Origin of the sequence: Sphingomonas sp. R86520 (assembly GCF_042466285.1) — a bacterium.
Classification (GTDB): domain Bacteria; phylum Pseudomonadota; class Alphaproteobacteria; order Sphingomonadales; family Sphingomonadaceae; genus Sphingomonas.
This window is the reverse complement of the sequence record NZ_JAXHBZ010000001.1, coordinates 1,261,608-1,287,717: the sequence shown is the minus strand read 5'-3', so window position 1 is coordinate 1,287,717 and position 26,110 is coordinate 1,261,608. Positions and strand designations below refer to the sequence as shown.

Here is a 26,110-nt window from a genome sequence, read left to right as displayed (position 1 = left end):
TCCCCGAACAACAGGGGGTCAAGCAGGGTCAAGGGACGCTCCCAGTCTGTCGATGAAGCCGGACATGACTCGTAGCGCGATGTCTGCATCGGCAGGGTCGACATGTTCGGTGGGGTTGTGGCTGATCCCGCCACGGCAGCGGATGAAGAGCATCGCGGTCGGGCAGAGCGCGGCCATCACCATCGCGTCGTGGCCTGCGCCGGAGACGAGGCGGCGGACGGGGTGGCCGGCAGCGGCGGTGGCGGCGTCCATCAGGTCCATGAGGGCTGGGTCGCACGGGCTGGCGGGGAGGTCGTGGATGAGGATTGTCGTGAGGTCGAGGTTGCGGCTGGCCACGCCGCCATCGCCTGCAAAACTGCCGTTCCCCCGCGAAGGCGGGGGTCCAGGAGTCACGAACGGTATCGCTGGTACCCCTGGGCTCCCGCCTTCGCGAGAGAACAAGGTAGAGGGGGATGCCTCATTGCCCGCGATCGCGCGGATCGCTTCGAAGATTTCCTCGGCGGCCTCGTCGCGTCGCGCGGCGTCGCCCGATCTCACGTCGAGCGTAAAGGTCACGCTGCCGGGAATGACATTGGCGGCGCCGGGTGACGCCTCGATGCGGCCGACAGTCGCGACGAGGTCTGAGGCTGCAGCTCGGGCGATCGTTTCCACCGCGAGGATCATCTTGGCCGCACCGGCGAGCGCGTCGCGGCGGAGCGGCATGGAGGTGGTGCCGGCGTGGCCCGCGGTGCCGGTGACGGTAATTTCGTAGCGGAGTTGCGCTGCTATGCCGGTGACGGTGCCGACTGCGAGCCCTTCGGCTTCGAGTAGTGGGCCTTGTTCGATGTGCGCTTCGAGATAGGCGAGCGTTGTGCCGGGCTTGCGGGCGGCGGTCAGGTAGTCGCCGACGTCCAGGCCGATTTCGGCGAGCGCGTCGGCAACGGAAATACCCTGCGCGTCGACCATGTCGAGAGCGGCTGCGTCGAGCGTGCCGGCGACCGCGCGGCTGGTCAGCATTGCTGCGGGGAAGCGCGAGCCTTCCTCGTCGCCGAACGCGATGACTTCGATCGCGAAGGGAAGGCGGCGACCTTGCAATGCAGCGACGGCTTCGATGCCGAGCATGACGCCAAGCGGGCCGTCATACTTGCCACCGTCGCGAACGCTGTCGATGTGGCTGCCGATCACGAGTGCCGGCGCGTCGGGGACGAGGCCTTCGTAACGCCCGATCAGGTTAGCGGCGGGGTCTATGCGGACCTGCATGCCGGCTTCGACCATCCACGCTCCGAGGCGGTCGATCGCGGTGCGGTGCGCTGGCGTGAGGTAGCCGCGGTAGAGGCTATCGGGGAGGTCACTGTAGGGCGCGACGCCGAGTTCGTCGCAGCGGGCGACCGCGCGCGCGCCGCCGGGAGGGAGGGCGTTCACCATGCCGCCACGCCGCCGTCGCTTCGGGGATCGGTCGCGCCCTCCAACCGGCCGTCAGCGTGGCGAACGATGGCACCAACGTGACCCATCATCGCCGTGAGCGGACCGACGCGTTCGACGTCGTGACCGGCATCGGCGAGCGCGGCGTAGAGTTCGTTCGGCAGGCCGTCCTCGATCTTCAGCGTCGTGCTCTGCTCGCCCCACGTGCGGCCCAGCAGCCAACGCGGCGCGCTGATTGCCGCCTGCAGATCGCTGTCGTAGCGCGCGTAGCGGGTGAACAGCGCCGCCTGCGTCTGCGGCTGGCCTTCGCCGCCCATCGTGCCGTACGCCATCGTCCGGCCATCGTCGAAACGCGCGAGCGCGGGGTTGAGCGTGTGGAAGGGCTGGCGGCCGGGTTTCAGCGCATTCCAGCCGTGCTCGGCGAGGCGGAACGAACTGCCGCGGTTCTGCCAGGTGATGCCGGTGCCGGGCAGGACCAGCCCTGAGCCGAACTCGAAATAGGTTGACTGGATCGCGCTGACCACGCGCCCCTCGGCATCGGCGGCACCGAACCAGCAGGTATCGCCCCATTGTGGCGGCTGTGGCCAGGGCAGCGCGCGGATCGGGTCGATCTTTGCGGCCAAGGCGTCGAGCGCAACGGAATCGTCGAGCAATGCCTGCGGTTCGTCGGTCATGAAGCCGGGATCGCCGCAATGCCGGTCGCGCCAGAGGAAAGCTTGCTTGGTCGCCTCGATCAGCCCGTGGACATGGTCGAAGCCGTCGCCTTCCCCGGCCGCGAGCCGGTCGAACAGGGCGAGGATCAGCAGCGAGGCGATGCCCTGTGTCGGCGGCGCGGTGTTGAAGAGGCGTGCGCCCTTAATACGGACGGTCAGCGGCACGGGTCGAGTCGCGCGGTGTGCGGCAAGATCGCCGAGCGCTACTGGGCTACCGAGCGCCTCGAGATCTGCGGCGATCCGTTCGGCAAGCCCGCCGCGATAGAAGTCGTCCAGACCATCCGCGGCAAGCGTGCGGAGAGTCTGCGCCAGCAGCGGTTGCCGAAGCCGATCGCCGATCTGCAACGGGCGGCCCTCGGGTTCGAAGATCGCGGCATATGCGCCGGGCTGTCGGCGGAGTTCATCGCCCTTCGCTGCTGCAATCGCCGCGCCCCCCGCAGTGACGGCCACGCCGGACTCTGCATGGTCGATGGCGTCGCGCACCAATCGCTCCAGCGGCAGGGTGCCGCCAGTCTGCTCCAGCGCCGCCGCCCAGCCGGAGATCGTCCCCGCGACCGTGTTCGCCGCCAGCGGCCCGCGCGTCGGTACGGCGTCAAAGCCGGCATACAGCGCCAAGTCGGCCTTTGCCGCTGCGGCGCCGCAGCCATGCACCGCCTGCACGCGACCATCGGGCTCGCAGATCAGCCAGAAGCCGTCGCCGCCGATCCCGGTCATGTGCGGGTACACCACTGCGAGCGTCGCCGCGACCGCCACCGCTGCCTCGACCGCGTTGCCGCCGTCGCGCAGCACCCTGAGGCCCGCTTCCGCCGCCAGGTAATGCGGGGCGGTCACCATGCCGTGGTTGCCGGTGACGGTCGTGAGCGCCATCTCAGTTCGGCAACGCTGCGACGAACGCACGGACGACTGTGGCGGAGTTCGCGGCCGCCAGCGCCATGAATACCGTCATCTGGTTTGCGCCGGCGTCGCCGCCGGCGAGGTCCGACAGGCTGCGGAATATGATCACCGGGACCGCGTTGGCATAGGCGACCTGGGCGACGGCGGCGCTCTCCATATCCACCACGTCTGCCTTGTATGCGCTCGTGAGGTAGGTGCGAAACTCGGCGTTGTCCGCGTAGACGCTGGCGCTGACGCCAGTCCCGCCGACGACGATCTTGGGATTTTCCGCGAGGCAACGCTCCTTGGTCACGCAGCGACGCAGCGTCACGCCGGCGGCGACCTTCCGCGCCAACGCCAGCAAGCCCGGGTCAACGGGGAAGTCGTAATGGCGCTTGGCCGCCTCCACCGCGTTGCCGACGTTCACGCCGCGCGGGAACATCATCCCGTAACTTATTGGCGCGGCTGGATCGAGCGGCTCGGGCGGTGTCCAACCTCCGCCGGCTTTCCGTGCGAACGAGACTTCCAGATATTGCGCCCAATGCTCGGGCACGACGACGTCGCCGATCGACAGGGCGGGATCGACACCCCCGGCGATGCCCGAGAACACGACCCGCCGCACCGTGAAGCGATCGAGCACGAGCTGCGTGTTCATCGCCGCATTCACCATGCTGACGCCGCTCTGCATCAACAGCACCGGCTTGCCCGCCATCGTGCCGGTCAGGAACGTCAGGCCGTTGATCCTGTACGTCTTCGGCCGCTCGACCGAATGCGCGAGCGACTCCCATTCGGGCGCGAACGCGGTCATCACGACGGTGCGCGGCGTCCGGTCGAGCGGCTTGGCAACAGCTGGCGTGGCGACGATCGCCAGCAGGGCGAGGCAGAGTATCTTCATGCGCCGGCACTCATCCAGACGAAGCGGACCACGAACAATCCGGCGAGCAGGAACAGGAACCAGTCTTTCCGCTCCGCCTGTCCGCGCAGCAGTTTCAGCGCCGCATGGGCGGTGATCCCGAAGGCGAGGCCGTTGGCGATCGAGAAGGTCAGCGGGATCATCGCCACCGTCAGGAAGGCGGGGATCGCGGCCTGCGGGTCTTCCCACTGGACCTCGGTCAGCGGCAAGAGCATCAGGCCGCCGACGATGATCAGCGCGGGCGCGGTCGCCGCCAGCGGCACGATCTGCGCATAGGGTGCGACGAACATCGTCAGCAGGAACAGGATGCCCGTGACGATCGCCGTCAGCCCGGTGCGGCCGCCCTCCTGTACGCCCGCCGCGCTCTCGACATAGCTGGTGACCGTGCTGGTGCCGGCGATCGATCCGACGATCGTCGCCGCCGCATCGGCCATCAGGATGCGGTTGAGGCCGGGGATGCGCCCGGCCTTGTCCATCAGCCCGGCGCGTTTCGTGACCGCGACCAGCGTGCCGATATTGTCGAACAGGTCGACGAACAGGAACACGAACAGGATTTCGAGCAGACCGAGCCCGTGTTTGCCGCTCAGGCCGAACACACCGGGCAGGTCGAGCGCGAACGCGGTGCCGGTGAGGGCGGACAGGCTGTACGGCGCCGGCGTCACCGTGACCTGGCCGAAGACCCAGGCGACCAAGGTTGTCGCTACGATCCCGATCAGCATCGCGCCGCGCACCTTCCAGACGCTGAGCGTCGCGATCAAGAGCAGGCCGAATAGGGCGAGCACGGCGCCGGGGGCCTTCAGGTCGCCGAGCGCCACGAAGGTCGCGGGGTTGGCGACGACGATACCGGCATTCTTCAGGCCGATGAAGCCGATGAACAGACCGATCCCGCCCGCTACCGCTGCGAACAAGTGCATCGGGATCACCGCGACGATCAACTGTCGCACGCCGGTGAGCGTCAGGATCAGGAACGCGACGCCGGAGATGAAGACGCAGCCCAGCGCGACCGGCCACGGCACGCCCATCTGCTGCACCACGGTGAAGCTGAAATACGCGTTCAGTCCCATGCCCGGCGCGAGCGCGAGCGGCGTGCTGGCGACGAAGCCCATCAGGATAGACCCGAACGCGGCGGCAAAGCAGGTCGCGGCGGCGACGGAGGCGATCGGCATCCCCGCCTGACCGAGGATCGCGGGGTTCACCAGCACGATATACGCCATCGTCAGGAAGGTGGTGAAGCCCGCCAGCACCTCCGTGCGCGCCGAGGTGCCGCGTTCGGTGAGCGCGAAATATCGGTCGAGCCGACTTGCCGTCGTCATGTCTCTATCCCCCGATAGTCAGGTGGCGGAGACGTTCCGATCAAACCCTGCGCTTCCAGCATGGCCGCGAATGCGAACAGCGTCGACTCCCCGTTCGGTCGCCCGATCAGTTGAAGTCCGAGTGGAAGCCGCCCCGGTCTGCGCATCGGCACCGACAGCGAGGGCAGGCCGGTAAAGCTGATCGGCTGGGTATGGATGCCGAGGTCGGATCGCGCGGGCTTGAGCACGCCGTCGATCAGGATACGTGGATCGGATACCAACGGCGCTACGCACGGTGTCGCCGGTGCGAGCAATACATCATATCGCGCGACAAGATCGGTGACCATAACCTTGAAAGTGTGGCGAAATGCCTGCGCGGCGTCGTATAGCGCTCGGGGGATCAACGTGCCTGCCAGCAGGCGGTCGCGCGTGGCGGGATCGAACGCCATTGCAGTCCTGGACAATGCCGCGCGGTGTAGATTGCCGCCTTCATAAGCCGTGATCAGGAACGCCGCGGATCGCGCGCGGGCGATGTCGGGTAGGTCGAGTATGGCCGCACCGGGTGCGATCATGGTGAGCGCCGCGAGTTGATCGGGATCGGCATTCTGAGGAAACCGTCCGCCGAGTTGCGCAACTTTGAACGACCGACGCTCGCTTTCAGTAGCAACTACCCCGTGCAACACGCTCCAGATGCACCGCATATCTGCAATCGACGTCGTGAACGGGCCGATGTCGTCGAAGCTCTCGGCAAAGGGGAAGACGCCTGCCATCGGCAGATCGCCATGCGTCGGCTTCAGGCCGTAAAGTCCTGTGAGGCTTGCCGGCACGCGGATCGATCCGTTCGTGTCGGACCCTAGCGCGAACGGCAGCATTCCTGCCGCGACGATCGCGGCCGACCCGCCTGACGATCCACCTGCCAGCCGATCGAGGTCGTGCGGATTGCGCGTCGTCCCGTGGCGCGCGTTGATCGTTGCGAACCCGTACGCGAACTCGTCCATGTTGAGCGTCGCGATCAGGATCGCGCCGGCATCCCCCAGGCGGCGGATCGCTTCGGCGTCTGCCAGTGCCGGAGTCGCATCGGCGTAGATTGACGAGCCGGCGGTGGTCGGGAGGCCGGCAACATCGAACAGGTCCTTCACGCCGTACGGTACCCCGGCCAACGGGCCTGGATCGCGACCCGCTGCGATCGCTGCATCGACGCGCCCGGCATCGTGGCGCGCGCGATCGTGGAGAATGCGCGTGACTGCGCCGAGCCCGTGATCGTCGGTATCAAGCGCCATCAGGTATCGCTCGACGATTTCTGTTGCCGTGACGCGTCGAGCGCGAACGTCGTCGGCGATCGTCGACGCCTCGATCATCGACCGCCTCTCGGCGGATCGCCGAGGAGAGTATTCGCATGGGTGTCGAGCAGCGCAAGATTGTCGAGAACGCCCGGCATGCACGGGTCAGGGATGACCATCCCGCGGATGCTCGCCGCGCGCGTGACTTCGTACGCCGTGCGGGGAAGCTTGGCACGTTCGTGAAGATCGTGTCCAACGGAGAGGTCGCGTGGTCCGTCGTCAGCGCCGTTGGCTGCGAAACATCGGCGGAAAAACCGGACGGCATTGATTAAAATGCTCATGATGCGAACGATGGGCTGGTCACGCCGTTTAATCGCGCCATTTGCGATGCTGCTTCGCCAGGAGGGGCCGGATTGGAACGCGACATCTGGTGGTCGATGCCCGACGCACCCCTCCCGATCCACAGCAATGATATGTCCGGGCCGTTGCAAAAAAGCGGACACTGGCTCTCACGAGCGTTTGCGGGCCCAGTCGAAGTGGGCGATCGCTCCGGTTGACTGCGCCACAGTCCGGCTTTGGTAGACGGCGACCCGCTTGCGGCCGAGCGTAACCCGCGCGGTCACTCGATAGTCGCGGGCGAGAAGGCCGAGCGCGGCGGCTCGGATATCGGGCCGCTCGCCATCATAGGGTGGCCCCATCACGACCACGGCCGGCAATTTTGCAAAGATTGCCCGCATTTCCGTCATCTGGTCGGCGCCGACTGCACCGTTCTCCCGTTCGCGCGTGAGATGGCTTGGGAAAACATAGCGCGAGACCGCGCACCGTCCGGTTGCCGGGTAGAGCATGCTGGACGACGAATAGACATATAGGCAGCCTGGGCCGCGACCGACCGCCTGGACCAGCGAACCGAACTGGGCGGGTGTGCCGCGGCGCTGACGATCCATCACTAGCGAGGTTTGTCCGGCTATGACCGCGATCACGATCAGCGCACCGCCGATCCGCCGCCCGCGTGCGTGTCCGAGAAAGCCTGCCGCGACGGCAGCGGCAGGCAGCAGGACGGGCAGGGCGTAATGGTCGGTCCAGGGTGGCAGCAACGCGAAGGCCAGCAGCGCGGCGAGCAGCCAACCCCGGAGGAAGAGGCGGGAGCCGGCGATCCGCTCCTCCGCGGACGGCCCTGCGCCCAGCGCCATGGCCAGCAATGGCAGCAGGATTGCGGTCGCCTTTGCGAGGTTCGCCAGCTGTTCGCGCATCGGATCGGCGTTGCGGGAGAAGATGGATTCGAAATTCGCGAACACGAACGCGGAGAGCTCGCCGAGGCCCGCATAGACTAATACGGCGACGAGCGTCGGCAGAAGGGCGATGGTGGCCAGGACGGCGCCACGACCGATCACGACGATGACCTTTCGCCCGTGCTTCCAGTCGTCGACCATCAGCCAGAGGCCGAAGAAAATGCCTTCCAGCGCGGCGGTGTACTTGATCTGGATCGCCACGCCGACGACCAGCATCGCGACGGCGCCGCGCCCGAGTGCAGGTCTGTCGCGCTCGACGATCAGCAGCGCAGCGAGTGCCATTGCGAGATTGTAGAACACCGGCGACTGACCGCCCTGGCCACCGGCGACGGTGATCCAGGCGAGATACGCAACGCCCGCCAGAATGCTCCCGCGCGACCAGCCCGCCGCGTCGGCCAACCGTGCGACGATCAGCGCGGTCGCGGCTGCGCACAGCAGCGCCATTGCCTGATACGCCCAGATACCCAGGCTGCCCGGTAACGCCGCGGGCGCCGCATAAATGAGGAACAGGCCGATCGGCTTGCGATCCCAGACGTCGACGAATGGCAGCGCCCCGTTGGCCAGTGCCCGGCCCGCGGCAAAGTAGAATTCCTCGTCGGTGTAGAGGATCGGATTGCCGAAGGTCATGAGCCGGGTGGCGACCGCGACAGCGATGATGATCGCGGTGCGCCATGCCATGCTCGACGCCGGGCGACGCGCATCCGTGCCGGATGTACCTGGGAGCATGCGGCACTCTTCGAAGAAAGTGCGTCGAGGCGCGTCGTGATCGGACAATATGTCCCAGGCGCGTACGCAGCCGAGATGCGTGTTGCAAAGCGGTATTTGCGGAAAATCGGCCGCTTTCCGCGGCGTGGCCGGGCTTCGGCATCCTGTTCAACGGGTTACCGGGAGTGACGGATCTATCGTCCGATCTCCACAGCCGCATCGCGTGCGCACGGATCGGCAGTATCAGGTGGAATGTCGCCGTCGTACGCGTCTGCGTTACCGCCGCGTGCTCCATGGCGGGGTCAACGGGCAGGATGGTCGAGCAAAATCGCGCGCCTCCGCATGGGATCGGGACATCGCCGCGAGATGGCGGCGACGTCCCAGTCGATCAGGCGCTGCGGCGATCAGGCGGTGCCGGACGTCACGAACCACGAGCGGAATACGCCGTCGGACGTGTCGCCGAACTTGAGCGGCGAGTGGGGCCCCGCGAACGCGGTCGACTGGTAACCGACCTTCACGTCCTTGAACCCTGCGGCGCCCATCAGCGCCCCGTAATCCGCCGACAGCGCACCGCGCCAATAGGGTTCGTTGTTGAACTCGGCCTCTATCTCTGCGGACAGTTCCTCCCACATCATGCCGAAAGTGTTCATCAACGGCACTTCGAGGTGGATCGCTACACCGCCGGGACGGAGCAGGCGACGCGATTCCGCGAGGATGTTCGACGCGGCGGCCTGCGACGTCTCGTGCAGGACGACGCAGCTGAACACGACATCGAACGAGCCGTCGGCAAAGTTGGTGCGCTCGGCGCTCTGCTGCGAGAAGTGGATCGGTGCACCGAGATGTTCCGCGCGCGCATGGGCGTAACGAAGGATCGAAGCGCCGACGTCGATCCCGTGGATCTCGGCATCCGGGAACCACGTCGCGGCGGGAACGACGCTGGTCCCGATCCCGCACCCCATTTCCAGGATCTTGAGCGGTTTCAGATCGGGGTAGACGGTCGGCAGATGGGCCATCGCGGTATGCCCGCGCAGGTCGTTGAGCATCCCCCCGTTACGCCCGAGCATGAACACCGCGCCGCCGCGATCCATGACCGCGCCCTGGAGCAGCGATCCGTCCTCATGCGCGTTTCCGCCCGGCATCAGGTGGATATCCGCGCCGGTGATATAGGCAGGCGCGACGAAATCGGGATCGAGCGTGACCGAGCCGATCGGCGCGGCGATCTTGCCCAGCGTCTCCAGTCTGCCTTTCTGTCGCTCGACGCTTTCGCCGACCGAAGACCAGAGGTGCCGCTGCGATTCCCGCTTGAGGCCGATCCAGGTCTTGAAGCTTTCGACGCCCATCATCCGGTCGCGGAGATCCTCGACGGGGCTGTTGGTGTTGGTCAGCGGTGCGGCGGCTTCGAGCCGTTGGGCGATGGCGCGCTGCGTCGGTTCCAGCGTGCCGCTGACGAAGACCTTCAGATCGCGGACGAACATCTGCTCGACGAGTTCGTCGTGGTTGGGTTGCGCGATCATCGGGTGCCCGAGCATTGCGGGGCTGCCTTCGTTCATACCGGTCATGCTGCTTCCTCGGCGGTGGTGGCGGACAATGCGGCGAGATCGGCCTCGCCGGCTTCGTGGAGCGCGCGAAAGATCTTGGTCATGCTCTGCTGACGCAGCAGGTCGCGCTCGGCCTGCGCCGCCGCATCGGGGACGAAGGTGTCGATGGCGCCCGGCGTCAGCACGGCATTCTCGATCAGCAGCCGCTCGCAGGCGTCTATACGCGCGCGCATCACTGTCTGTTGCGAGGCAAGCGCGACGATCATCGACATCATCTGCGCATCCACCAGCCGCTGGCCGGGAATGGTTGCCAACCCCTTGGGGGTCGTGGGTAGCGGGGTCGTCATGGCGTTCTTCTCCGGACTGCCGAAGCCTTGTCGAGGCTCGAAGCACCGAGGAGAACTGACCGGGCTAGGTCGGATCGGCAATGCGCAATGTCGGCATACGGCTATACCGATCGAGCATAACTGGTCAGCCGAGAGCTCGCTGCATGTGCGTGCGCAGCGATTGCAGGACCGCGGCGACACCCTCTGTCGGGATCGCCGATTTGAGCGTGATCATGCTGAGCGAATAGGGAAAGTGCAGTTCCGGCATGTCCAGCACGCGCAGCGTCCCCTCGGCGAGCTCCCGTTCGACCAGGAACCGGGGGACGATGCCGAGCAGCGACCAGTCGAGCATCGCGGTCCTCAGCAAATGCATCGACGAGCAGTTCAGCCGCTGCGGCGGCACCGTCAGGTTGCGGCGGAAGAAGGCGCTTTCGAAACGATAGCTGACCGACATCTGGTGCGGCACGACCCAGTCATGGCCGCTCAGGTCTGCCATGGTCGGCGCGCGTGCGAACACCGGGTGGCCGCCGCGCGCGACGGGGATCATCTCCTCGTCGGCCAGTTCCTCGAACGTCACGTCGGCATGGTCGCTGCGCCGTCCGCTCATATAGTCCGGCACGATGCAGACCGCCGCATGCACGGCATGCTTGCGGACCTGGGCGAGAAGCTCCTCCAGCGTACCGGTCGAGATCACGATGTTGCGTTTGTCGGGCTGCTGCGTCAGCGCGCCGAGCGCCGCGGGCAGTCCCTGGTAGAGCAGGCTGGGCGAGACTCCGATCGCGATTCGCTCGATCTCCTCGTCTGGCGGGGTCTCGAACAGGGCCTCTGCGCGGGCCATCTCGTTGATGATCGATATCGCATGGGGAAGGAGGCGGCGGCCCTCCTCGGTGATTGCGGTCCCGCGGGTCGTGCGTTCGAACAGCTTGGCGCCCATCGACGCCTCGAGCTGCGCGATGCTGCGTGACAAATTCGGCTGGCTCGTCCGCATCTTGCGCGCCGCCGCGGCAAAGCCGCTGCTTTCGGCAACGTTGACGAAATGCTCGAGCGCGCGAAGGTCTATGGCCATACCCAGCGCGTATAAGCTGATCGTCGATATCGGCATAGCCCCGGGCGCTTACCGTTTCACACGCGACCTTGGTCTGCGAGCATTGCCCTTCCTTCTGCCCCCAGGTAGCAATGGCACGGCAGGGGGGATCAGTGCGGGACAGCGCGGCTTTCGCACGAATGGTGATCATCGCGGCGCTCGCGCGTGCCGCGGTCGGTGCCGCCGCAGCGCAGGATCAGGTCCGGTCCGCGCCCGTGCCCAAAGCCGAGGTCGTCCACGAGAACGAAAGCCCGGAGATCGTCATACTCGGCCAGCGTGGTACGGTGGCGACAGATCTTCAGTCGTTGACGACCCTGGATGCCGCCGCGATTGCGGCAACGGGGGCCACGTCGATCGCCGAATTGCTGCGGCCCCTACGCGGCGTGACCCAGTCGGGCAACGGGCAGGAACCGATATTCCTGCTCAATGCGCAACGCGTGTCCGGGTATCAGGACATCGGCAATCTGCCGCCCGAAGCGATCGAGCGCGTGGAAGTGTTTCCGGAGCCCGTCGCCTTACAATATGGCTATCCGCCGACACGGCGGGTCGTCAACTTCATCACCAAGCGCCGTTTCCGCCAGGTCGCGATAAAGGCCGCCGGTGGTGGGGCGACAGGTGGCGGTGCCGAGACCGCGAACGTGCATTTCGACCTTACCCGCCTGCACGACGATCGCCGCCTCACAATGTCGTTCGACGCACGCCACACCGACCGGCTGTTGCAGTCGCAGCGGAGCATCTCCCCCGATCCCGACGTGCCGTTCGACGCGCGCGGCAACGTGACCGGACTGGCAGGAGGCGAGATCGACCCCGCCTTGTCGACGCTCGCTGGCCAAGCGGTGACCATCGCCCCCGTGCCCGTCGCCAGTCCGACACTGGCCGGCTTCGTACCGAACGCGAACCAGCCCCGGCTGTTCGACATCTCGCCGTTTCGTGCACTTGCGCCAACCAACGACACCGTTCACGGCGAGATCGTCATGGCCGACCGGATCGGTCGCAAGATCTCGGGATCCTTGACGATCACCGCGGACCACAGCCACGATGTCACGGTTTTCGGACCCGCCAGCGCGACATTGTTCATACCAGCGCTCAACCCGTTCTCGCCGTTTGCAACGGACGTCCTGCTTCAGCGCTATCTCGTCGAGGCCCCATCGCTCGGCCAGCGTTTCGACACGACGACGCTTCACGGGGGCGGTGTGTTGCGCGGAGCGTGGGGTGGCTGGCAGGTCGACCTCACCGGAACCCTCGACGCGCAGCGAAGAAGCGGCGTCGTGGCAAAGGGGATCGACCTGACCGCGGCCAATAATGCGATCGCCGGCGGTCGCGATCCGTTCCAGCCCTTGACGCCGATGCTGGCCGCCGACCGCCTCATCGACCGCACGACGCAGAGAACGCTCGGGGCAGGGGGGAAGCTGGTCGCGACGGGCCGTCCGCTGCGGCTGCCCGCGGGGCGGGTCGCGGTGACGGCCACGGTCGAGGCCGAGCATGCGCGTACAGATGCCGATACGCGCGGCGCCAGTCCCTATGCGGTGGCGTTCGCGCGCAGCCGTGTCGAAGGTGGCATGGCGATCGACGTACCGCTCGCATCGCGCCGCGAGGCGTTCCTCGACTGGGCGGGCGAGCTGTCGGCCAATGCCTCTGCCGCGGTCCGCCGGATCGGCGACGTGGGAACGCTGGCCGACGCGACGATGGGGCTCAACTGGGCGCCAATCCAGGCGGTGCAGTTCCTCGTTCAACTCCGGCGCGCCGAAGTCGCACCGACGCTCGATCAACTCGCGACGCCGCAGACCTCCGCACCCCAGGTGCCGCTGTTCGATTTCGCAACGGGACGTTCGACGTTGGTCACCCTGTTCATCGGCGGCAACCCGGCGCTGGTTGCCGAGCGTCACCACGTCCGCTCGATCGGTACGACGATCAAGCCCTTCGCGACGCGCGAACTGCGGTTCGCCGCGACGTACGAGATCGAGAACATCGCGAACGGCATCCAGACGATCTACGCGCTGACCCCGTATACCGAGGCGGGAGCGCCGGCCCTGTTCGGCCGAAACGCGGACGGCGTGCTCACATCGGTCGCGTTTCGTCCGATCAACGTCTTTCGCGAACGCAAACGCGCGCTGAACATGACGCTCAGCGTCAATGGCCAGGTCGGCCGGGCCAAGCCGCCCGCGACGCCAGGCGGTCCGCCGCCCGACCGTCCCGGTTATTATGGTGGGCTCGGCCCCAGCATCCGGATTTCCGACCGGATCGAACTCCGGCCCGGCGGCACGACCCTCAACCTCCTTGCCGGCGATACGCTATCGAGCGGGATTACGTCGCGGCTGTCTGGTTACGGCTATGGCGGGATCAACTATATGGGCAATGGCGCCACGTTCGATTTCTACTGCACGGGAAAAGCAGGCGTCCGCAGCACCCTCCCCGCATCGACCCTCGCGTTTGCGCCGCTGTGCAAACTGAACCTCAGCGGCTCGCTCAGTCTCCATCATGTCCTGCCGAACCAGAACTGGGCCCGCCACCTCGGCCTGAAGCTGGAAGTCACGAACGTGACCGACGCGCATCAGCGTGTCCGGGATGCTGATGGTACCGTCCCGTATCGCTATCAGCGGGACATTCTCGACCCGCTCGGCCGGATCGTGACAGTGTCGTTGCGCAAGGTGTTCTGACAGCGAGGTCTCTGCTTGAAGTCGTCCGGCCCCACGCCCCGGCACGCATTTCGGCGGGGGTGCTTGCAGCGAACCTGGACGCAATCTAACCCCGTGTCGTCGCATCCGAAGGAACGCATGTTGTCCGTGAAACTGGTCATTGCCGCTCTGTTGTCCACCGTCGTTACCGCTGCGGCGGCAACCGCGCAGGCGCTCCCGCCGCCGACCGCGCAACCCGGCGAGAGCGCGGACGACTCGCGGCTCAAGCGGCTGTTCTACGACAGCGACGAGGCGAGCCTGAAGCGTAATCCGATCGACGCGATCTTCCGCGGTGACATGCGCTATGCCGACCGGCTCGGCGACTATCTCACCGACGCGTATCTGGCCGCCGAGCGTGCCGCGATCGAGCATGACCTCGCCGCGCTCAAGACCATCGATCGCACCAGGCTGACCGCGACCGACCAGATCGCCTATGACGTGTTCAAGACGCGCAACGAGACCGATCTGGCCGGCTATGCGCCCGCGATCCTGAAGGTCCAGCGCGACCTGCCGATCGATCATTTCCAGGGGTTCCAGACCTTCTATCCCGATTTCGCGTCGGGCAAGGGCGGTGCACCGTTCAAGACGCTTGCCGACTATGACAACAATCTGAAGCGTAACGCGCAATATGCTGCGGTGCTCGACCGCGCGATCGGATTGTTCCGCCAGGGCATGAAGGACAGGATCGTCCAGCCCAAGCTTGTCGTCACCAACATGATCCAGGAATTCGACAATCTGATCGGCGAAGGGGTCGAGGGATCGACCTTCTACGGACCGGTGAAGACGTTCCCGGCGACAATCCCGGCTGCCGACCAGGCCCGGCTCAAGGCAGCGTATGCGGCACAGATCCGCGATGTGATCACGCCCGCGCACCAGCGGATGCGCGACTTCCTCGCCAAGACGTATCTCCCGGTCGCGCGCGATACCGTCGGACTGTCCGCGCTGCCCGGTGGCGATGCCTATTACACCTATCTGATCCAGCAGCGCACCACGCTGCCGATGACCGCCGAGCAGGTCCATCAGCTCGGCCTGTCCGAGGTCGCCCGGATCCTGAAGGGGATGGACGCGCAGAAGCAGGCAGTCGAGTTCAAGGGTGATCTGCCGGCGTTCTTCACGTTCCTGCGCACCGACAAGCAGTTTCAGCCAAGCTCGGCCGCGCAGTTGCGCGACGGCTATCAGGCGATCGAGAAGCGCATCTATCAGCGGATTCCCGAGCAATTCTCGCTGACGCCCAAGACTGCGCTGGAAATCCGCCCGGTCCCGGCGTTCAAGGAAAAAACCGATGCCGGCGGTTCGTACCAGGGCGGCACGCCTGATGGCACGCGAGCCGGCGTTTTCTACTACAACACCTACGACCTGCCCTCGCGCTACATGTGGGAAATGGAGACACTGTTCCTCCATGAGGGCGTACCGGGGCATCATTTTCAGATCAGCCTCGCGCAGGAAAATACGGCGCTGCCCGCGTTCATGCGGTTCGGCGGCAACACCGCCTATGTCGAGGGCTGGGCGCTGTATTCCGAGAGCCTGTGGAAGGAACTCGGCATGGAAACCGATCCGTACCAGCGAATGGGCGGGCTGAACGACGAGATGCTGCGCGCGATGCGGCTGGTCGTCGACAGCGGCATCCATGCCAAGGGTTGGACCCGTGATCAGTCGATCGACTACATGCTCGCCAATTCGCCGATGGCGCGGACCGATGCGACCGCCGAAGTCGAGCGCTACATCGCGATCCCAGGGCAGGCGCTCGCCTACAAGATCGGCCAGCTGACGATCGCACGGACCAAGGCCAAGGCACAGGCAGCGCTGGGAGCCCGGTTCGATCCACGCGATTTCCATGCGCAGGTGCTCGATACCGGATCGCTGCCGATGCCGGTGCTCGAACGCAAGATCGATGCCTGGGTTGCTGCTGGTGGCGGAAAGGCCAAGTGAAAATGCGCTTCGTTACCGCGTTTGCCTTGGCGAGCCTGATCGCCACACCGATCGCGGCGCAGGACAAGAAGGAGACCTCGACCGTCGAGAAGAAGGTCGACGACGAGGTCAAACTGCCGCCGCTGCCGGCCGACAGGACGGTCCGCCAGTCGGCCACGATCGGCGGACGGAGCATCGCGTACGACGCCACCATCGGCACGATCTCGGTGCGCGACGACAAGGGCAAGGAGATCGGCCAGGTCGTCTATACGTCTTATGTCGCGGCGGGCGGGGCGACTTATGTCGCGGCGGGCGGGGCGACGGCGCGTCCCGTGACGTTCGCGTTCAACGGTGGTCCCGGTGCGTCGTCGGTGTATCTCAATCTCGGCGCGGTCGGCCCGAAGCGCGTCCAGTTCGGCGCGCAGGGCAATGCGCCGTCCGATGCGCCGATCACGACCGACAATCCCAACAGCTGGCTCGACTTCACCGACCTGGTCTTCATCGATCCGGTCGGCACCGGGTTCAGCCGCAGCCTGGTCGACGAAGAGAAGACCAAGAAGGCCTTCTACGCCAACGATCCCGACATCAAATACCTGTCGAAGGTCGTCTACGACTGGCTCGTGAAAGCGGGGCGTCTGCGCTCGCCCAAATATGTGATGGGCGAAAGCTATGGCGGGTATCGTGCGCCGCGGATCGCCTACGAGCTCCAGTCGCAGATCGGCGTCGGGGTCAACGGGATCGTCATGGTCTCGCCGTATCTCGACCCCGCCTCAGGCGACGGCGCGACCGCGCTCTCGCCGCTGCCGTGGATGATCGACCTGCCGTCGATGGCCGCGGCGCATCTTGAGCAACAGCATCACCTGACCCCCGCCGCGATGGTCGACGTCGAGGCATACACCCGCGGAGCCTTCGCAACCGACCTGCTGCGCGGACGCACCGATCCGCAGGCGGTGTCGCGGCTTGTTGCCAACGTCAGCCGGTTGACCGGACTCGATCCGTCACTGGTGCAAAGGATGGGCGGCCGCGTTGATTCAGCGACCTTCCTGCGTGAGATTCACCGCGCCGACGGCACCATCGGCAGCGTCTATGATTCGAACGTGACCGCGTTCGATCCGTTTCCCTGGTCCGCCTCGCGTCAGTCGAACGACCCGATCCTCGACGCGCTGATCGCGCCGACGACCAGCGCGATGGTCGATTTTGTCACGCGCGTCGTCGGATGGAAGACCGACGCGCGCTACCACGCGCTATCGTACGAGGTGAACGCGGCGTGGGATCGCGGCAAGCCCGACGACACGCCGGTAACCGATCTGCGCAAGGCGATCGCCAACGATCCCAAGATGGCGGTGATGATCGTGCACGGCTGGGACGACCTGTCCTGCCCGTTCTACGCCTCGCGGCTGATCGTGGACCAGATGCCCAGCTTCGGCGCCGCGGAACGGGTGAAGCTGAACGTCTATCCGGGTGGCCACATGTTCTACAGTCGCGAGGACAGTGGCGCGGCTTTCAAGCGCGACGCCCGCGCGATCTATCGAGGCTGACGGGCGCAGGACGGCGCGGACGCGTCTGATTGAGGCAGCCGGCAATTCCTAGACGGCGGCTGTTCGCGCCCTTTCGAAGGGCAAGCTCGAGGTCATCAAGATCACTCCGCCTCGGGTGCAGACAGAGCCATCGCCCGTTTAGTCGTCGGACGCGAACAGCATGCCGCTCGAAGCCACTGTCGGGATGCTGACCGGAAATAGCTCAATGTTCTGCCGTCATGGATCGGGCGCCGGAGTCGCATAAATCGCTTACCCGTCGCTCTCGAAGACGGGCGCTGCTAGAGCGATATCGGGCAACGATTTCGGGGGCGGTACGGGTGAAGGGGAAGTGGCACTGGTCGATGGTGGTCGCGCTGGTATCAATCTCATCGACTGCCGACGCACAGACCGCGCTCAGCTTCGATGCGGCGCAAATGCGGTTCGACCGGACGTCGCGTGCGGTCAGTGCCGCCGATCACGGCGTCGACGCGGCCAAGGCCGGTGCCGACGCGCTGCGGACGCTGCACCGGCCGATCGTGACCGCGTCGGCGCAGTATCTCGTCTACGAGAAGACGCTGTCGATCGATCTCGCGGGCGCCAAGGGTGATGCGCTGAACACCACCCAGGATTTCCTGGCGGCGTTTCCGGGTAGCGTGCCGCCGGCGTTCCAGCAGATTGCAGGCGAGATTACCGGGCGGCTGTCGCAGGCATTGCCGGGGCTGTTCGACGCGATCCCCGACCAGCTCAGCTACCGCTTTCGCGACGAGGTCTTCCGGCCGACCGTGCAGGCAGCGATGCCGATCTACACGGGCGGCGCGATCCCGGCGATCCAGCGCGCCGCCCAAGGGGGTGTGGCGATGGCCGAGGGACGCCGCGCGCAGGTGATCGATCTGGCCCGGATCAATCTCATCCGCGCCTATTTCGGGCAGCAGGCGGCGGCCGGGTTGTTGCAGGCCGCACGACGCAGCCGTGACGCGCTCGACAAGATCCTGACAGATTCGCGCAAGCTGGAGTCGGCGGGCGTCATTCCGCATGCCCGGACGCTGGAGGTACAGGTCGCGCGCGACACTGCCGAGCGCACCTATCAGCGTGCCGACCTGTCCAGCGCGACCGCGCGCGACGAACTCGCCAGGCTGCTCGACGTTGAGGGCAACGTGGTCCCGACGACGCCCTTGTTCGTCCAGACGCGTCCGCTTGCGCCGGTCGAAACCTATCTCGGGAACGAAGGCACGGCACCGGAAGCCCGGACGGCGGATGCCGGGCGGCAGATCGCGGACGCCGGCGTGGCGCTGGCCCGGTCGCGGCGCCTGCCGCAGGCCTATGCGTTTGGCGAATACAATTTCAACCGCTCGAACGCGCTGCCGATCGAGCCCGACTGGATCGGCGGTGTCGGGGTTCGCTACACGATTCTGTCGAACATAGACCGCCGGCGCACCGAGGACGCGGCGCGCGCGCAGGCCGCCGCCGCCGCGGATACTGCCGCAGAGGCGCGCAGGATCGCCACGAGCGCAACGATCCGCGCCTATAATCTCGTCGAAGGCGCGCGTCGCTCGTTCGTCCTGCTCGACAGCAGCCTCACCGCGGCGCGTGAGAATGTGCGCGTGCAGGCGGTCGCGTTTCGCGAAGGCGAGGGGACGGCGACCCCGGTCATCGCCGCGCAGGCCGCACTCGACACCGCGGAGGCGCAGCGGATCGCCGTCGCTTATGAATATGACTTGGCGCTTGCCGGCCTGCTCGCCTCGGCCAGTCGGCTCGACGCGTTCGGCAGCCATCTCGCCCAGGCCGACCAGCGCCTCACCTACGGAACCGAACGATGAGCGATCCTACTGCTCCCCCAACCCGCCGTGCGCGCACGCTGCTCTATGCCGGCCTGGTCATTGTCGTGGCGATCGTTGGGATCGGGCTCTGGCTCGCCAGCCGTCCGGGCCCCGAACAGATCCAGGGGATGGTCGAAGCGGACAGCGTCAACGTCGCGACCAAGGCGCTGGCGCGCGTCGACCGGTTGCTCGTCGATGAGGGCGCGCGGGTAAAGGCGGGGCAGGTACTCGCGACCCTGTCGAGCCCGGAACTGGGCAATGCCGAACGCCAGGCGCAGGGCGCGCTCGACACTGCGCGGGCGCTCGACGCGGTCGCGCAGGAAGGAGCCCGCAGCGAGGATGTCGGTTCGCTCCGTGCGATCTGGCAGTCGGCGCAGGCCGCGGCCAATCTCGGTGCGACATCGAGCAGCCGCGCGGATGCGCTCTACGCTGAAGGCGTCATCGCGGCGCAGCGGCGCGACGAGGCGCATGCTGCACGCGACAGCAGCCGCATGTCGGCCGAGGCTGCCCGCCTGCAATATGAGAAGGCGCTGGCCGGCACCCGAAGCGAGGACAAGCAGGCGGCGGCGGCGCAGGTCCGGATCGCGCAGGCGGGGCTGTCGACCGCCCGATCGCTGATGGCCGAGACGCGGCTGGTGTCGCCGATCGACGGCGAGGTATCACAGAAATTGCTCCAGCCGGGCGAGATCGTCAGTCCCGTGCTGCCCGCGTATCAGGTGATCGACATCAACCATCCGCGGGTCGAGATCACGGTGCGCGAAAGCCAATATGCCGGTATACACCCGGGTGGCATTCTCGTCGGCCATGTTCCCGCGCTCGCACGCGACGTCCGGTTTCGCATCACGCACATCGCGCCCGAAGCCGCCTTCGCGACGGTCCGCGCCACGCGCCAGTCGAGCGGCTACGATGTCCGCGCGTTCGGCGTCCAGTTGCGGCCGGCCGAGCGCGTCCTGGATCTGCGTCCCGGCATGAGCGTGCTGTTCGACTGGCCGCGATGAGCGCGTTTCGGCGGGCACTGGCGGGGGAGCTCGCGCATCTCTGGCGCGACCGGTTCGATCTCGCGCTGCTGACTCTGGTGCCGCTGATCTGCCTCGTGGTGATGGGCGGGATGCTGTCGCAGGGCTCGCCGCGCGGTCTCGGAGTTGTCGTCGTCGACCAGGATCGCAGCGTCGCGTCCCGCTCGATCGTCCGTGCGATCGGGGCAGTGGATGCGCTGACGGTCGTTGATTCCGTATCGAGCCTGGCGGAGGGCTTTGCAGCGATCCGGCGCGAGCGGGCGATCGCAGTGGTCGTACTGCCGTCGGGTCTGGGTGGCACGCGGACGCCGGCGACCCCGTCCGCCATCGAGGTCTTCTACCAGACCGCGTTCCTGTCGACTGGCGCGCTGACCTCTGCGCTTCTTCAGTCGACTATCGCCGCTGATCTGGTTCGACAGGCGCCTGCGGACGCCGGCCTCGCCGGCGTTTCGCTGCTCAGGGTGCCGCTGCCGGGTGTGCAGGTGACGCTGCTGGGCAATCCGTCCGCCAGTCTCGAATGGTATCTCGGCCTGCTGATCGGTCCCGCCATCCTGCACCTCCTGATCGCCGTGACCAGCGCCGCGTCGCTCGGGCGCGAACTGGAGGGCGGGTCGATGGGACCTTGGGCGCTACGGGTCGGTTCGCCCGCGATGGCGGCGGCGGGTCGGCTGTTGCCGCATGTCGTGATCGGTACGCTCTGGCTGTGCCTGTGGCTGCTGTGGCTGACCCTGGGGCAGGGCTTTGAGTTCACCGGGGCGATCGGCCTTGTCGCGATCGGCGGCCTGCTGCTGTTCATCGCAACCGCGGCGATCTCGACGTTGCTCATCGTGCTGACCGGCGAGGTCGCCACCAGCCTGTCCGCCAGCGTGATCTATGCAGGGTCGGCGCTTGCCTATTCAGGCGCATCGTTGCCGATCACCGGCGGCATCGCGGTTGCGCGGATCTGGAGCGCGATCCTGCCGCTCACGCATTATGTCACGCTCGAGATGGACCAGACGATCGGCGTGAACACCGCGGTCTGGGCGAAAAAGGCGGCGATCCTGATGCTGGCGGGGCTCGTCGCGGGCGGCGGTGCGACGGTGCTGTTGCGGCGGCAGGCGCGTAAAGCGGCATGACGTTCCGGCAAGCCTTCGAAGGGGCACTGCTCGAAATCCTGCGGACGCGCGATCTGGTCGCGGTCGCGGTGATCTCCGTGCTGTTCTACGCCTTCTACTACCCGGCGCCCTATGCCCATCAGGTCGTCGAGCGTCTGCCGATCGTCGTTGTCGATGCAGATCGCAGCACGGTGTCGCGTGAGATCGTTCGTAACCTCGCCGCCGCGCACGAGGTGGAGATTGCCGCCGACGTGTCGGACATGGCGGCGGCACGCATGATGGTCCGAAACCGGCAAGCCGAGGGCATCCTGGTGATTCCCCGCGATCTCGCGTCGGCGTTGATCGACGGGCGACCCGGTGGCGGTATCGCGATCTGGCTCAACGGCGCCTATCTGCTGCGTGCGGAAGCTGTCGGAAAGACGATCGGCGAGGCGATCGGTGCAACGATTGAAGGACGACTGTCGGGTTTCGCCGGACGGACGGCGCTGCCCATGACTCGAGTCGTTGCCCACCCGCTGTTCAACACCACGGAGGGGTATCGCGATTACATATTCCCCGCGGTTGCCAACATCATCCTGCAACAGACGCTGCTGTTCGCGGTCGCGCGGCTGATCGCCGAGCGGCGGCGGACGGGCCGGTGGCAGCGCGGTATGGTCTTCGGCGTATGGGCCGCATGCACGACGATCGGCACGCTCAGCGGGCTGTTCTACTTCGGACTGATCTTCTGGCTGCAGGACATTCCGGACGGTGGCAACGTTCCGGCCCTGCTGCTGACCGTGCCATTGTTTGCCGCGACCGTCGCCGCGGCCGGACTGATGGTCGGCAGCATGGTGAGAAGCGGTGACGATGCCCTGAAGCTGCTCATTCCCACGTCGATCCCGTTCGTTTTTCTGTCGGGCTTTGCATGGCCGCTCTTCGCGATGCCCGGCTGGGTACAGGCGATCGCGTGGGTGGTACCTGTCACGCCGGCGACGCACATCTTCGTGCCGCTGAATCAGATGGGCGCAACGCTCGCCGAAGTCCGGGGTGCGGTCGCGATCCTCGCATTGCAGTTGGTCGGGTTCGGATCGGTGGCATGCCGCCGGTTGCAGAGAAGCGACACCCTTCCAAAGGGGATGTCGTGATCCCGAGTAGCTGATCGCTCCCGGTCAAATTATGCGAGGGACGGCGTTCATCGTGACGATGCGCATGGATCTACCGTGACGCTGGGGCGCAAAGCGTTCCCGGACAGCGATTTTGCAAACAGTCTCTGGCGGTCATCGACGGCCCTATCGGTGGCGAGCAATCTCTGTTGCTCGGAAACCGGGTTTCGTGCGCGGGAATGATGCCGGTCTGCACGATGTATGATGCCGTTTGTCTGCAGCTAGCTGGAGATCGAGTCGGATGCGGGTGACGTCGGCGATCGATCGCCGGGCGGGAAGGGACACAAGCAATTGCGTCTTGTCTTCCCGCTAGGAGAAACGGTGCAAGGGCAAACGCGGTGTCGCCCTTGCACTGTTTCGTTACGATCAGTTGTCCCGCTCGGCCCGCTTGCGGTCGGCCTTGCGCGCACGGCTCACCGCTGCGGCATGCTCGCGGGCGCGCTTCTCTGACGGCTTCTCGTAGTGACGGCGAAGCTTCATTTCGCGATAAACGCCTTCGCGCTGCAGCTTCTTCTTAAGCGCGCGAAGGGCCTGATCGACGTTATTATCACGGACAATGATCTGCATGCTAATTTAAACTCTCGGCTATCGTGGCGGTTTGTCGAACCGGGTTGCTCTATGGCCGGTTACGTCAGAAGCCAAGGCGCGAATGCAATACCAGAACCGAAGCGTCAGGGAAAGTGGCAACATCGGGGGCCGCGGATATCGCTTTTTGTCGCCGTCTGCCTCTGCCGGCGGATCAATCAGAGATCCTTAGTTCGTGCAACGCGCCGCTTCTCGACTCCCTGCTCGCTGAACGTTCGCCCTCGACGATCAGCAGATCACCCGACACGTAGCAAGCCAGATCGTGACGCGCGCCGCCCGGCTGCAGGTTCAGCCCGAAGATCCGGTCGATCCGCGAGCCGCTACCGGCCTTGGCGATGCGGTAGCGAAGATGGTCCATGGCAGGCCCGACGATGATACGGTCGAGCAGCATGCCGATCGCGGCGGACGCCCGTACATGCAGGCACCGGTCAAGGTTCGCCGACGCGCGTGTGATGATCCAGTCGTCGCTTACTGCGAGCACGAAACGGGGACTGCAATCGCGTTGCCCGGGCCCGATCGGTTCGCGTTCGCCGTCCGCACGCATGTCGTTCGCATCCTGTCCCGTCGCGACATCCACAGTCTTTCCGATCTATGTCGGCAGTACCGGATGCACGTTTGCAATATCGCTATAGACCGGTGGGGACCGTGCCAACATCACAGTCGATTACGCGTTAGTACGTACGTGCAAATACCTACGTCGCCTTACGTACTTTAACTTCGATCAGAATGGTTGGAATAGAGATCGACGGGGAAAGTCGCTCGCAGACGCATGCTTCCCGGGACAGGACGACGGAAGATCTGCGGTTCATGCAGCGGGTAATTCCAAGGGGGTCATATGAACGTCATCGACAGAATGGACATGCTCTCGCGGTCCAGCCCGAGTGCGGTTGCGCAGCGCTGGAGCGTGGCGTGGTTCGAGCTCGATCCGCAGGCGCGGCTGGTACTCGACGATGCCTTGCGGCTGCAGCGGACGAACCAGGCGGGGCAGCGGCTGCTGGACGTCGGCATGGTCGCCCCGCACATCGGCAACCGTCTGCGATTTTCCGAACCGGCCTCCAACCGTCTGTTCCAGCAACAGGCGGCACTCGCGCTGTCGAGGACGGATCCGGTCGCGGCGCTGATCCTGCCGTTCGGTGTCGCGCGCTGGGTCGCGGTGACGATGCTCAAGACGATCGCCGATGGCAGCTGGGTATTGCTGGTCACCCTGGACGACATCAGTTCGCGGACGCTGATCGACGCGAGCATCGCCGGTGCCATGTTCGGTTTGACGCCGTCCGAACTGCCGGTGTTCCAGGGCGTGGCCGATGCGGTCTGCCCCAAGGAGATTTCCCGAACGCTCAACATTTCGGTGAACACCGTGCGTGCCCACCTCCGGTCGATCTATGCCAAGATGAACGTGAACGGCGCTCCACAGGCACAAAGAATAGCGTTGTCGCTATCCATGCACGTTCAGCGCAGGGTAAATTACCCAGACCCTTCATCAGACCTATTCAACTGAATGATTTGTGAACGAAGTCATCTGTGTAGAAAAGATTATCGGCGATCAAGTCGATCAACAGCACGGGAATTCATCATGTACGCACTCAAGGCTCTATCCATCGCTATCGTTGCTTCGACCGCATTTGCCGGTGTTGCAAGTGCAGCCACGTTGACGACGACGGGCACGATCGCTCCGGTCTGCAAGGTGGATATGACTGCTCGTTCGTTCGATCCTTCGCATCAGACGCTGCAGAACATCGCCGGTGTGCTCGTAACCTGCAACAAGGCCGGCAACAAGGCGATCACCGTCGACGCCGCGAACGGCTATTTTGCCGGTCCGTCCGCATCGCAGGTCCACTACAACCTGACGCTCGATCTCGACGGCAATCTCCTGCCGTTCAACAACATCAACATGACCAGCGCAGCAGTCACCTCCGGCATCGGCGCACCTGATGCGACCGTCGCCAACGGCCTGCCGGGCAACTTCTCGGTCACGTTGCAGTCGCTGCCTTTCCTCGCCGGTACGTATTCGGAGAGCTGGGATGTGACGGTCGGCTGACCAAACTGGGGTGGACGCCGCAATCCGGCGGTGTCCACCTCCTTTTTTCCGGGGGGAACCATCGTGCTGAAAACATCGCGTCGCGTCATCGTCGGTCTCGCCTTGACGGCGCTCACCTCGACGCTGGCTTATGCGTATAGCGTTCAGCCGATGATCTACACGCTGACCCCCAGCGGTGCGCGATCGACCGCTCGGATCACCGTTACCAACACCCGCGCCGAAGTCCTGAACGTCGAGCTTCAGCCCTTCTCGGTCACGGTCGACGAGACCGGCAAGCGCGCCTTTACCCCGGCCCCCAACGATTTCCTGATCTTTCCGCCCCAGGCGAGCATCGCCGGCGACAAGTCGCAGCTGATGCAGGTCCGCTATGTCGGATCGCCGACGATGGACCGCGGCAAGGTGTTCGTCCTGCGCGTGAAGCAGACCAATTCCACCGAGATGGTCAAGCAGGACGCCGCCGCGGCGATGCAGAGCCATCTCGCCATGTCGCTGAACTTCAACACGACCGCGATCGTCCAGCCCGACGCGCTGAAGCCTGCGCTCGCGATGGTCGGTGACCTCGTGCTCGGCAAGGACGGCGCGCTGCATGGGCGGATGACCAACAGCGGCGCGGGGGTCGCCGACCTGACGCTCTATAGTTGGCAATTGAAGCGCGGCGACAAGGTCGAACCGCTCGCGCTCGATCAGCTTCGCTACGGCGACGCCGTATTCATAATGCCCGGTGGCTCGCGCGAAATGTCGCTCGTCGATACCATCAAGGGTCCCGCCCAGCTTCTCATCGGCGCTCTGCCGGAGGAGCGTGGTGCTCGCGGGCTATAACCCCGCCCTGCGTTCCCCTTGGCGTGCCCGAAGGCACTTAAGGCGATCGGCGGTCTGCCTCTATGCTCTGTCCTGTGGCTCGGCT

The 26,110-nt window shown here is 65.7% G+C and carries 22 protein-coding genes; 11 read left to right on the top strand and 11 right to left on the bottom strand.

Annotated features, from left to right (window positions below; genetic code table 11):
- Positions 1-18: 18 nt before the first annotated feature.
- Genes SJY41_RS05915 through SJY41_RS05895 form a run of 5 tightly spaced genes read right to left on the bottom strand, consistent with a single transcriptional unit; the run spans position 19 to position 6,550 of the window.
- Complete coding sequence (locus SJY41_RS05915; protein WP_380779907.1) at positions 19-1,404, bottom strand: Zn-dependent hydrolase; 1,386 nt, start codon at positions 1,402-1,404, stop codon at positions 19-21.
- Entirely contained in the window at positions 1,398-2,981 is a 1,584-nt protein-coding gene (locus tag SJY41_RS05910; protein ID WP_380779905.1) for a gamma-glutamyltransferase family protein, read from the bottom strand. The genes SJY41_RS05915 and SJY41_RS05910 overlap by 7 nt, the downstream gene beginning before the upstream one ends.
- Before the next feature lies 1 nt (position 2,982).
- Positions 2,983-3,882, bottom strand: coding sequence for a 5'-methylthioadenosine/S-adenosylhomocysteine nucleosidase (locus tag SJY41_RS05905; protein ID WP_380779903.1), 900 nt, complete (start codon positions 3,880-3,882; stop codon positions 2,983-2,985).
- Entirely contained in the window at positions 3,879-5,213 is a 1,335-nt protein-coding gene (locus SJY41_RS05900) for an NCS2 family permease (RefSeq protein ID WP_380779901.1), read from the bottom strand. The genes SJY41_RS05905 and SJY41_RS05900 overlap by 4 nt, the downstream gene beginning before the upstream one ends.
- Positions 5,210-6,550 (bottom strand): AtzE family amidohydrolase, encoded by a 1,341-nt coding sequence (locus SJY41_RS05895; RefSeq protein WP_380779899.1) that lies wholly within the window; start codon positions 6,548-6,550, stop codon positions 5,210-5,212. The genes SJY41_RS05900 and SJY41_RS05895 overlap by 4 nt, the downstream gene beginning before the upstream one ends.
- Positions 6,551-6,588: 38 nt before the next feature.
- Here SJY41_RS05895 and SJY41_RS05890 point away from each other — a divergent pair, with 38 nt between their 5' ends.
- Positions 6,589-6,804 carry a hypothetical protein gene (locus tag SJY41_RS05890; RefSeq protein WP_380779897.1) on the top strand — a complete coding sequence of 72 codons (216 nt, stop codon included), beginning with the start codon at positions 6,589-6,591 and terminating at the stop codon, positions 6,802-6,804.
- A 177-nt stretch (positions 6,805-6,981) separates the two neighbouring features.
- Here the strand turns inward: SJY41_RS05890 and SJY41_RS05885 are convergent, their stop codons facing one another.
- The 4 genes from SJY41_RS05885 to SJY41_RS05870 form a co-directional block, all read right to left on the bottom strand.
- Positions 6,982-8,487, bottom strand: a complete 1,506-nt coding sequence (locus tag SJY41_RS05885; protein ID WP_380779895.1) for a hypothetical protein — start codon at positions 8,485-8,487, stop codon at positions 6,982-6,984.
- 383 nt (positions 8,488-8,870) lie between these two features.
- On the bottom strand, positions 8,871-10,025 hold the full coding sequence (locus SJY41_RS05880; protein WP_380779892.1) for a class I SAM-dependent methyltransferase: 1,155 nt from the start codon (positions 10,023-10,025) through the stop codon (positions 8,871-8,873).
- Positions 10,022-10,351 (bottom strand): hypothetical protein, encoded by a 330-nt coding sequence (locus SJY41_RS05875; protein ID WP_380779890.1) that lies wholly within the window; start codon positions 10,349-10,351, stop codon positions 10,022-10,024. The genes SJY41_RS05880 and SJY41_RS05875 overlap by 4 nt, the downstream gene beginning before the upstream one ends.
- Positions 10,352-10,475: 124 nt before the next feature.
- A complete protein-coding gene (locus SJY41_RS05870; RefSeq protein WP_380779889.1) occupies positions 10,476-11,396 on the bottom strand; it encodes a LysR family transcriptional regulator in 921 nt (306 codons plus the stop codon).
- A gap of 158 nt (positions 11,397-11,554) precedes the next feature.
- On the opposite strand from SJY41_RS05870, the gene SJY41_RS05865 reads away from it, so the two are divergent.
- From SJY41_RS05865 to SJY41_RS05835, 7 genes are all read left to right on the top strand, one after another.
- Positions 11,555-14,071: a hypothetical protein gene (locus SJY41_RS05865; protein WP_380779887.1), complete on the top strand. Its 2,517-nt coding sequence runs from the start codon at positions 11,555-11,557 to the stop codon at positions 14,069-14,071.
- 117 nt (positions 14,072-14,188) lie between these two features.
- Positions 14,189-16,018: a DUF885 domain-containing protein gene (locus tag SJY41_RS05860; RefSeq protein ID WP_380779884.1), complete on the top strand. Its 1,830-nt coding sequence runs from the start codon at positions 14,189-14,191 to the stop codon at positions 16,016-16,018.
- A gap of 2 nt (positions 16,019-16,020) precedes the next feature.
- On the top strand, positions 16,021-17,535 hold the full coding sequence (locus SJY41_RS05855) for a S10 family peptidase (protein WP_380779882.1): 1,515 nt from the start codon (positions 16,021-16,023) through the stop codon (positions 17,533-17,535).
- Positions 17,536-17,852: 317 nt separating this feature from the next.
- Entirely contained in the window at positions 17,853-19,331 is a 1,479-nt protein-coding gene (locus SJY41_RS05850; RefSeq protein ID WP_380779880.1) for a TolC family protein, read from the top strand.
- Positions 19,328-20,329, top strand: a complete 1,002-nt coding sequence (locus SJY41_RS05845) for an HlyD family secretion protein (RefSeq protein ID WP_380779878.1) — start codon at positions 19,328-19,330, stop codon at positions 20,327-20,329. The genes SJY41_RS05850 and SJY41_RS05845 overlap by 4 nt, the downstream gene beginning before the upstream one ends.
- On the top strand, positions 20,326-21,462 hold the full coding sequence (locus tag SJY41_RS05840) for an ABC transporter permease (RefSeq protein ID WP_380779875.1): 1,137 nt from the start codon (positions 20,326-20,328) through the stop codon (positions 21,460-21,462). Before SJY41_RS05845 ends, SJY41_RS05840 begins: the two co-directional genes overlap by 4 nt.
- On the top strand, positions 21,459-22,565 hold the full coding sequence (locus tag SJY41_RS05835) for an ABC transporter permease (protein WP_380779873.1): 1,107 nt from the start codon (positions 21,459-21,461) through the stop codon (positions 22,563-22,565). The genes SJY41_RS05840 and SJY41_RS05835 overlap by 4 nt, the downstream gene beginning before the upstream one ends.
- 384 nt (positions 22,566-22,949) lie before the next feature.
- On the opposite strand, the gene rpsU is transcribed toward SJY41_RS05835, so the two are convergent.
- Entirely contained in the window at positions 22,950-23,150 is a 201-nt protein-coding gene (gene rpsU / locus SJY41_RS05830; protein WP_031393196.1) for a 30S ribosomal protein S21, read from the bottom strand.
- Positions 23,151-23,322: 172 nt separating this feature from the next.
- Positions 23,323-23,745, bottom strand: coding sequence for a hypothetical protein (locus SJY41_RS05825; RefSeq protein ID WP_380779871.1), 423 nt, complete (start codon positions 23,743-23,745; stop codon positions 23,323-23,325).
- A gap of 258 nt (positions 23,746-24,003) precedes the next feature.
- Here SJY41_RS05825 and SJY41_RS05820 point away from each other — a divergent pair, with 258 nt between their 5' ends.
- From SJY41_RS05820 to SJY41_RS05810, 3 genes are all read left to right on the top strand, one after another.
- Positions 24,004-24,666, top strand: coding sequence for a helix-turn-helix transcriptional regulator (locus tag SJY41_RS05820; protein ID WP_380779869.1), 663 nt, complete (start codon positions 24,004-24,006; stop codon positions 24,664-24,666).
- Between the two features lie 192 nt (positions 24,667-24,858).
- Positions 24,859-25,206 carry a hypothetical protein gene (locus SJY41_RS05815; protein WP_380779868.1) on the top strand — a complete coding sequence of 116 codons (348 nt, stop codon included), beginning with the start codon at positions 24,859-24,861 and terminating at the stop codon, positions 25,204-25,206.
- A 63-nt stretch (positions 25,207-25,269) separates the two neighbouring features.
- A complete protein-coding gene (locus SJY41_RS05810) occupies positions 25,270-26,025 on the top strand; it encodes a fimbria/pilus periplasmic chaperone (RefSeq protein ID WP_380779866.1) in 756 nt (251 codons plus the stop codon).
- The last annotated feature ends 85 nt before the right edge of the window (positions 26,026-26,110 follow it).

Coding starts and splice junctions, on each gene's coding strand:
- SJY41_RS05880 (WP_380779892.1), bottom strand. CDS start 10,025: ATGACCGGTATGAACGAAGGCAGCCCCGCAATGCTCGGGCACCCGATG.
- SJY41_RS05870 (WP_380779889.1), bottom strand. CDS start 11,396: ATGGCCATAGACCTTCGCGCGCTCGAGCATTTCGTCAACGTTGCCGAA.
- SJY41_RS05835 (WP_380779873.1), top strand. CDS start 21,459: ATGACGTTCCGGCAAGCCTTCGAAGGGGCACTGCTCGAAATCCTGCGG.
- SJY41_RS05865 (WP_380779887.1), top strand. CDS start 11,555: ATGGTGATCATCGCGGCGCTCGCGCGTGCCGCGGTCGGTGCCGCCGCA.
- SJY41_RS05900 (WP_380779901.1), bottom strand. CDS start 5,213: ATGACGACGGCAAGTCGGCTCGACCGATATTTCGCGCTCACCGAACGC.
- SJY41_RS05860 (WP_380779884.1), top strand. CDS start 14,189: ATGTTGTCCGTGAAACTGGTCATTGCCGCTCTGTTGTCCACCGTCGTT.
- SJY41_RS05820 (WP_380779869.1), top strand. CDS start 24,004: ATGAACGTCATCGACAGAATGGACATGCTCTCGCGGTCCAGCCCGAGT.
- SJY41_RS05905 (WP_380779903.1), bottom strand. CDS start 3,882: ATGAAGATACTCTGCCTCGCCCTGCTGGCGATCGTCGCCACGCCAGCT.
- SJY41_RS05885 (WP_380779895.1), bottom strand. CDS start 8,487: ATGCTCCCAGGTACATCCGGCACGGATGCGCGTCGCCCGGCGTCGAGC.
- SJY41_RS05895 (WP_380779899.1), bottom strand. CDS start 6,550: ATGATCGAGGCGTCGACGATCGCCGACGACGTTCGCGCTCGACGCGTC.
- SJY41_RS05875 (WP_380779890.1), bottom strand. CDS start 10,351: ATGACGACCCCGCTACCCACGACCCCCAAGGGGTTGGCAACCATTCCC.
- SJY41_RS05910 (WP_380779905.1), bottom strand. CDS start 2,981: ATGGCGCTCACGACCGTCACCGGCAACCACGGCATGGTGACCGCCCCG.
- SJY41_RS05855 (WP_380779882.1), top strand. CDS start 16,021: ATGCGCTTCGTTACCGCGTTTGCCTTGGCGAGCCTGATCGCCACACCG.
- rpsU (WP_031393196.1), bottom strand. CDS start 23,150: ATGCAGATCATTGTCCGTGATAATAACGTCGATCAGGCCCTTCGCGCG.
- SJY41_RS05890 (WP_380779897.1), top strand. CDS start 6,589: ATGGGTGTCGAGCAGCGCAAGATTGTCGAGAACGCCCGGCATGCACGG.
- SJY41_RS05845 (WP_380779878.1), top strand. CDS start 19,328: ATGAGCGATCCTACTGCTCCCCCAACCCGCCGTGCGCGCACGCTGCTC.
- SJY41_RS05840 (WP_380779875.1), top strand. CDS start 20,326: ATGAGCGCGTTTCGGCGGGCACTGGCGGGGGAGCTCGCGCATCTCTGG.
- SJY41_RS05915 (WP_380779907.1), bottom strand. CDS start 1,404: ATGGTGAACGCCCTCCCTCCCGGCGGCGCGCGCGCGGTCGCCCGCTGC.
- SJY41_RS05815 (WP_380779868.1), top strand. CDS start 24,859: ATGACTGCTCGTTCGTTCGATCCTTCGCATCAGACGCTGCAGAACATC.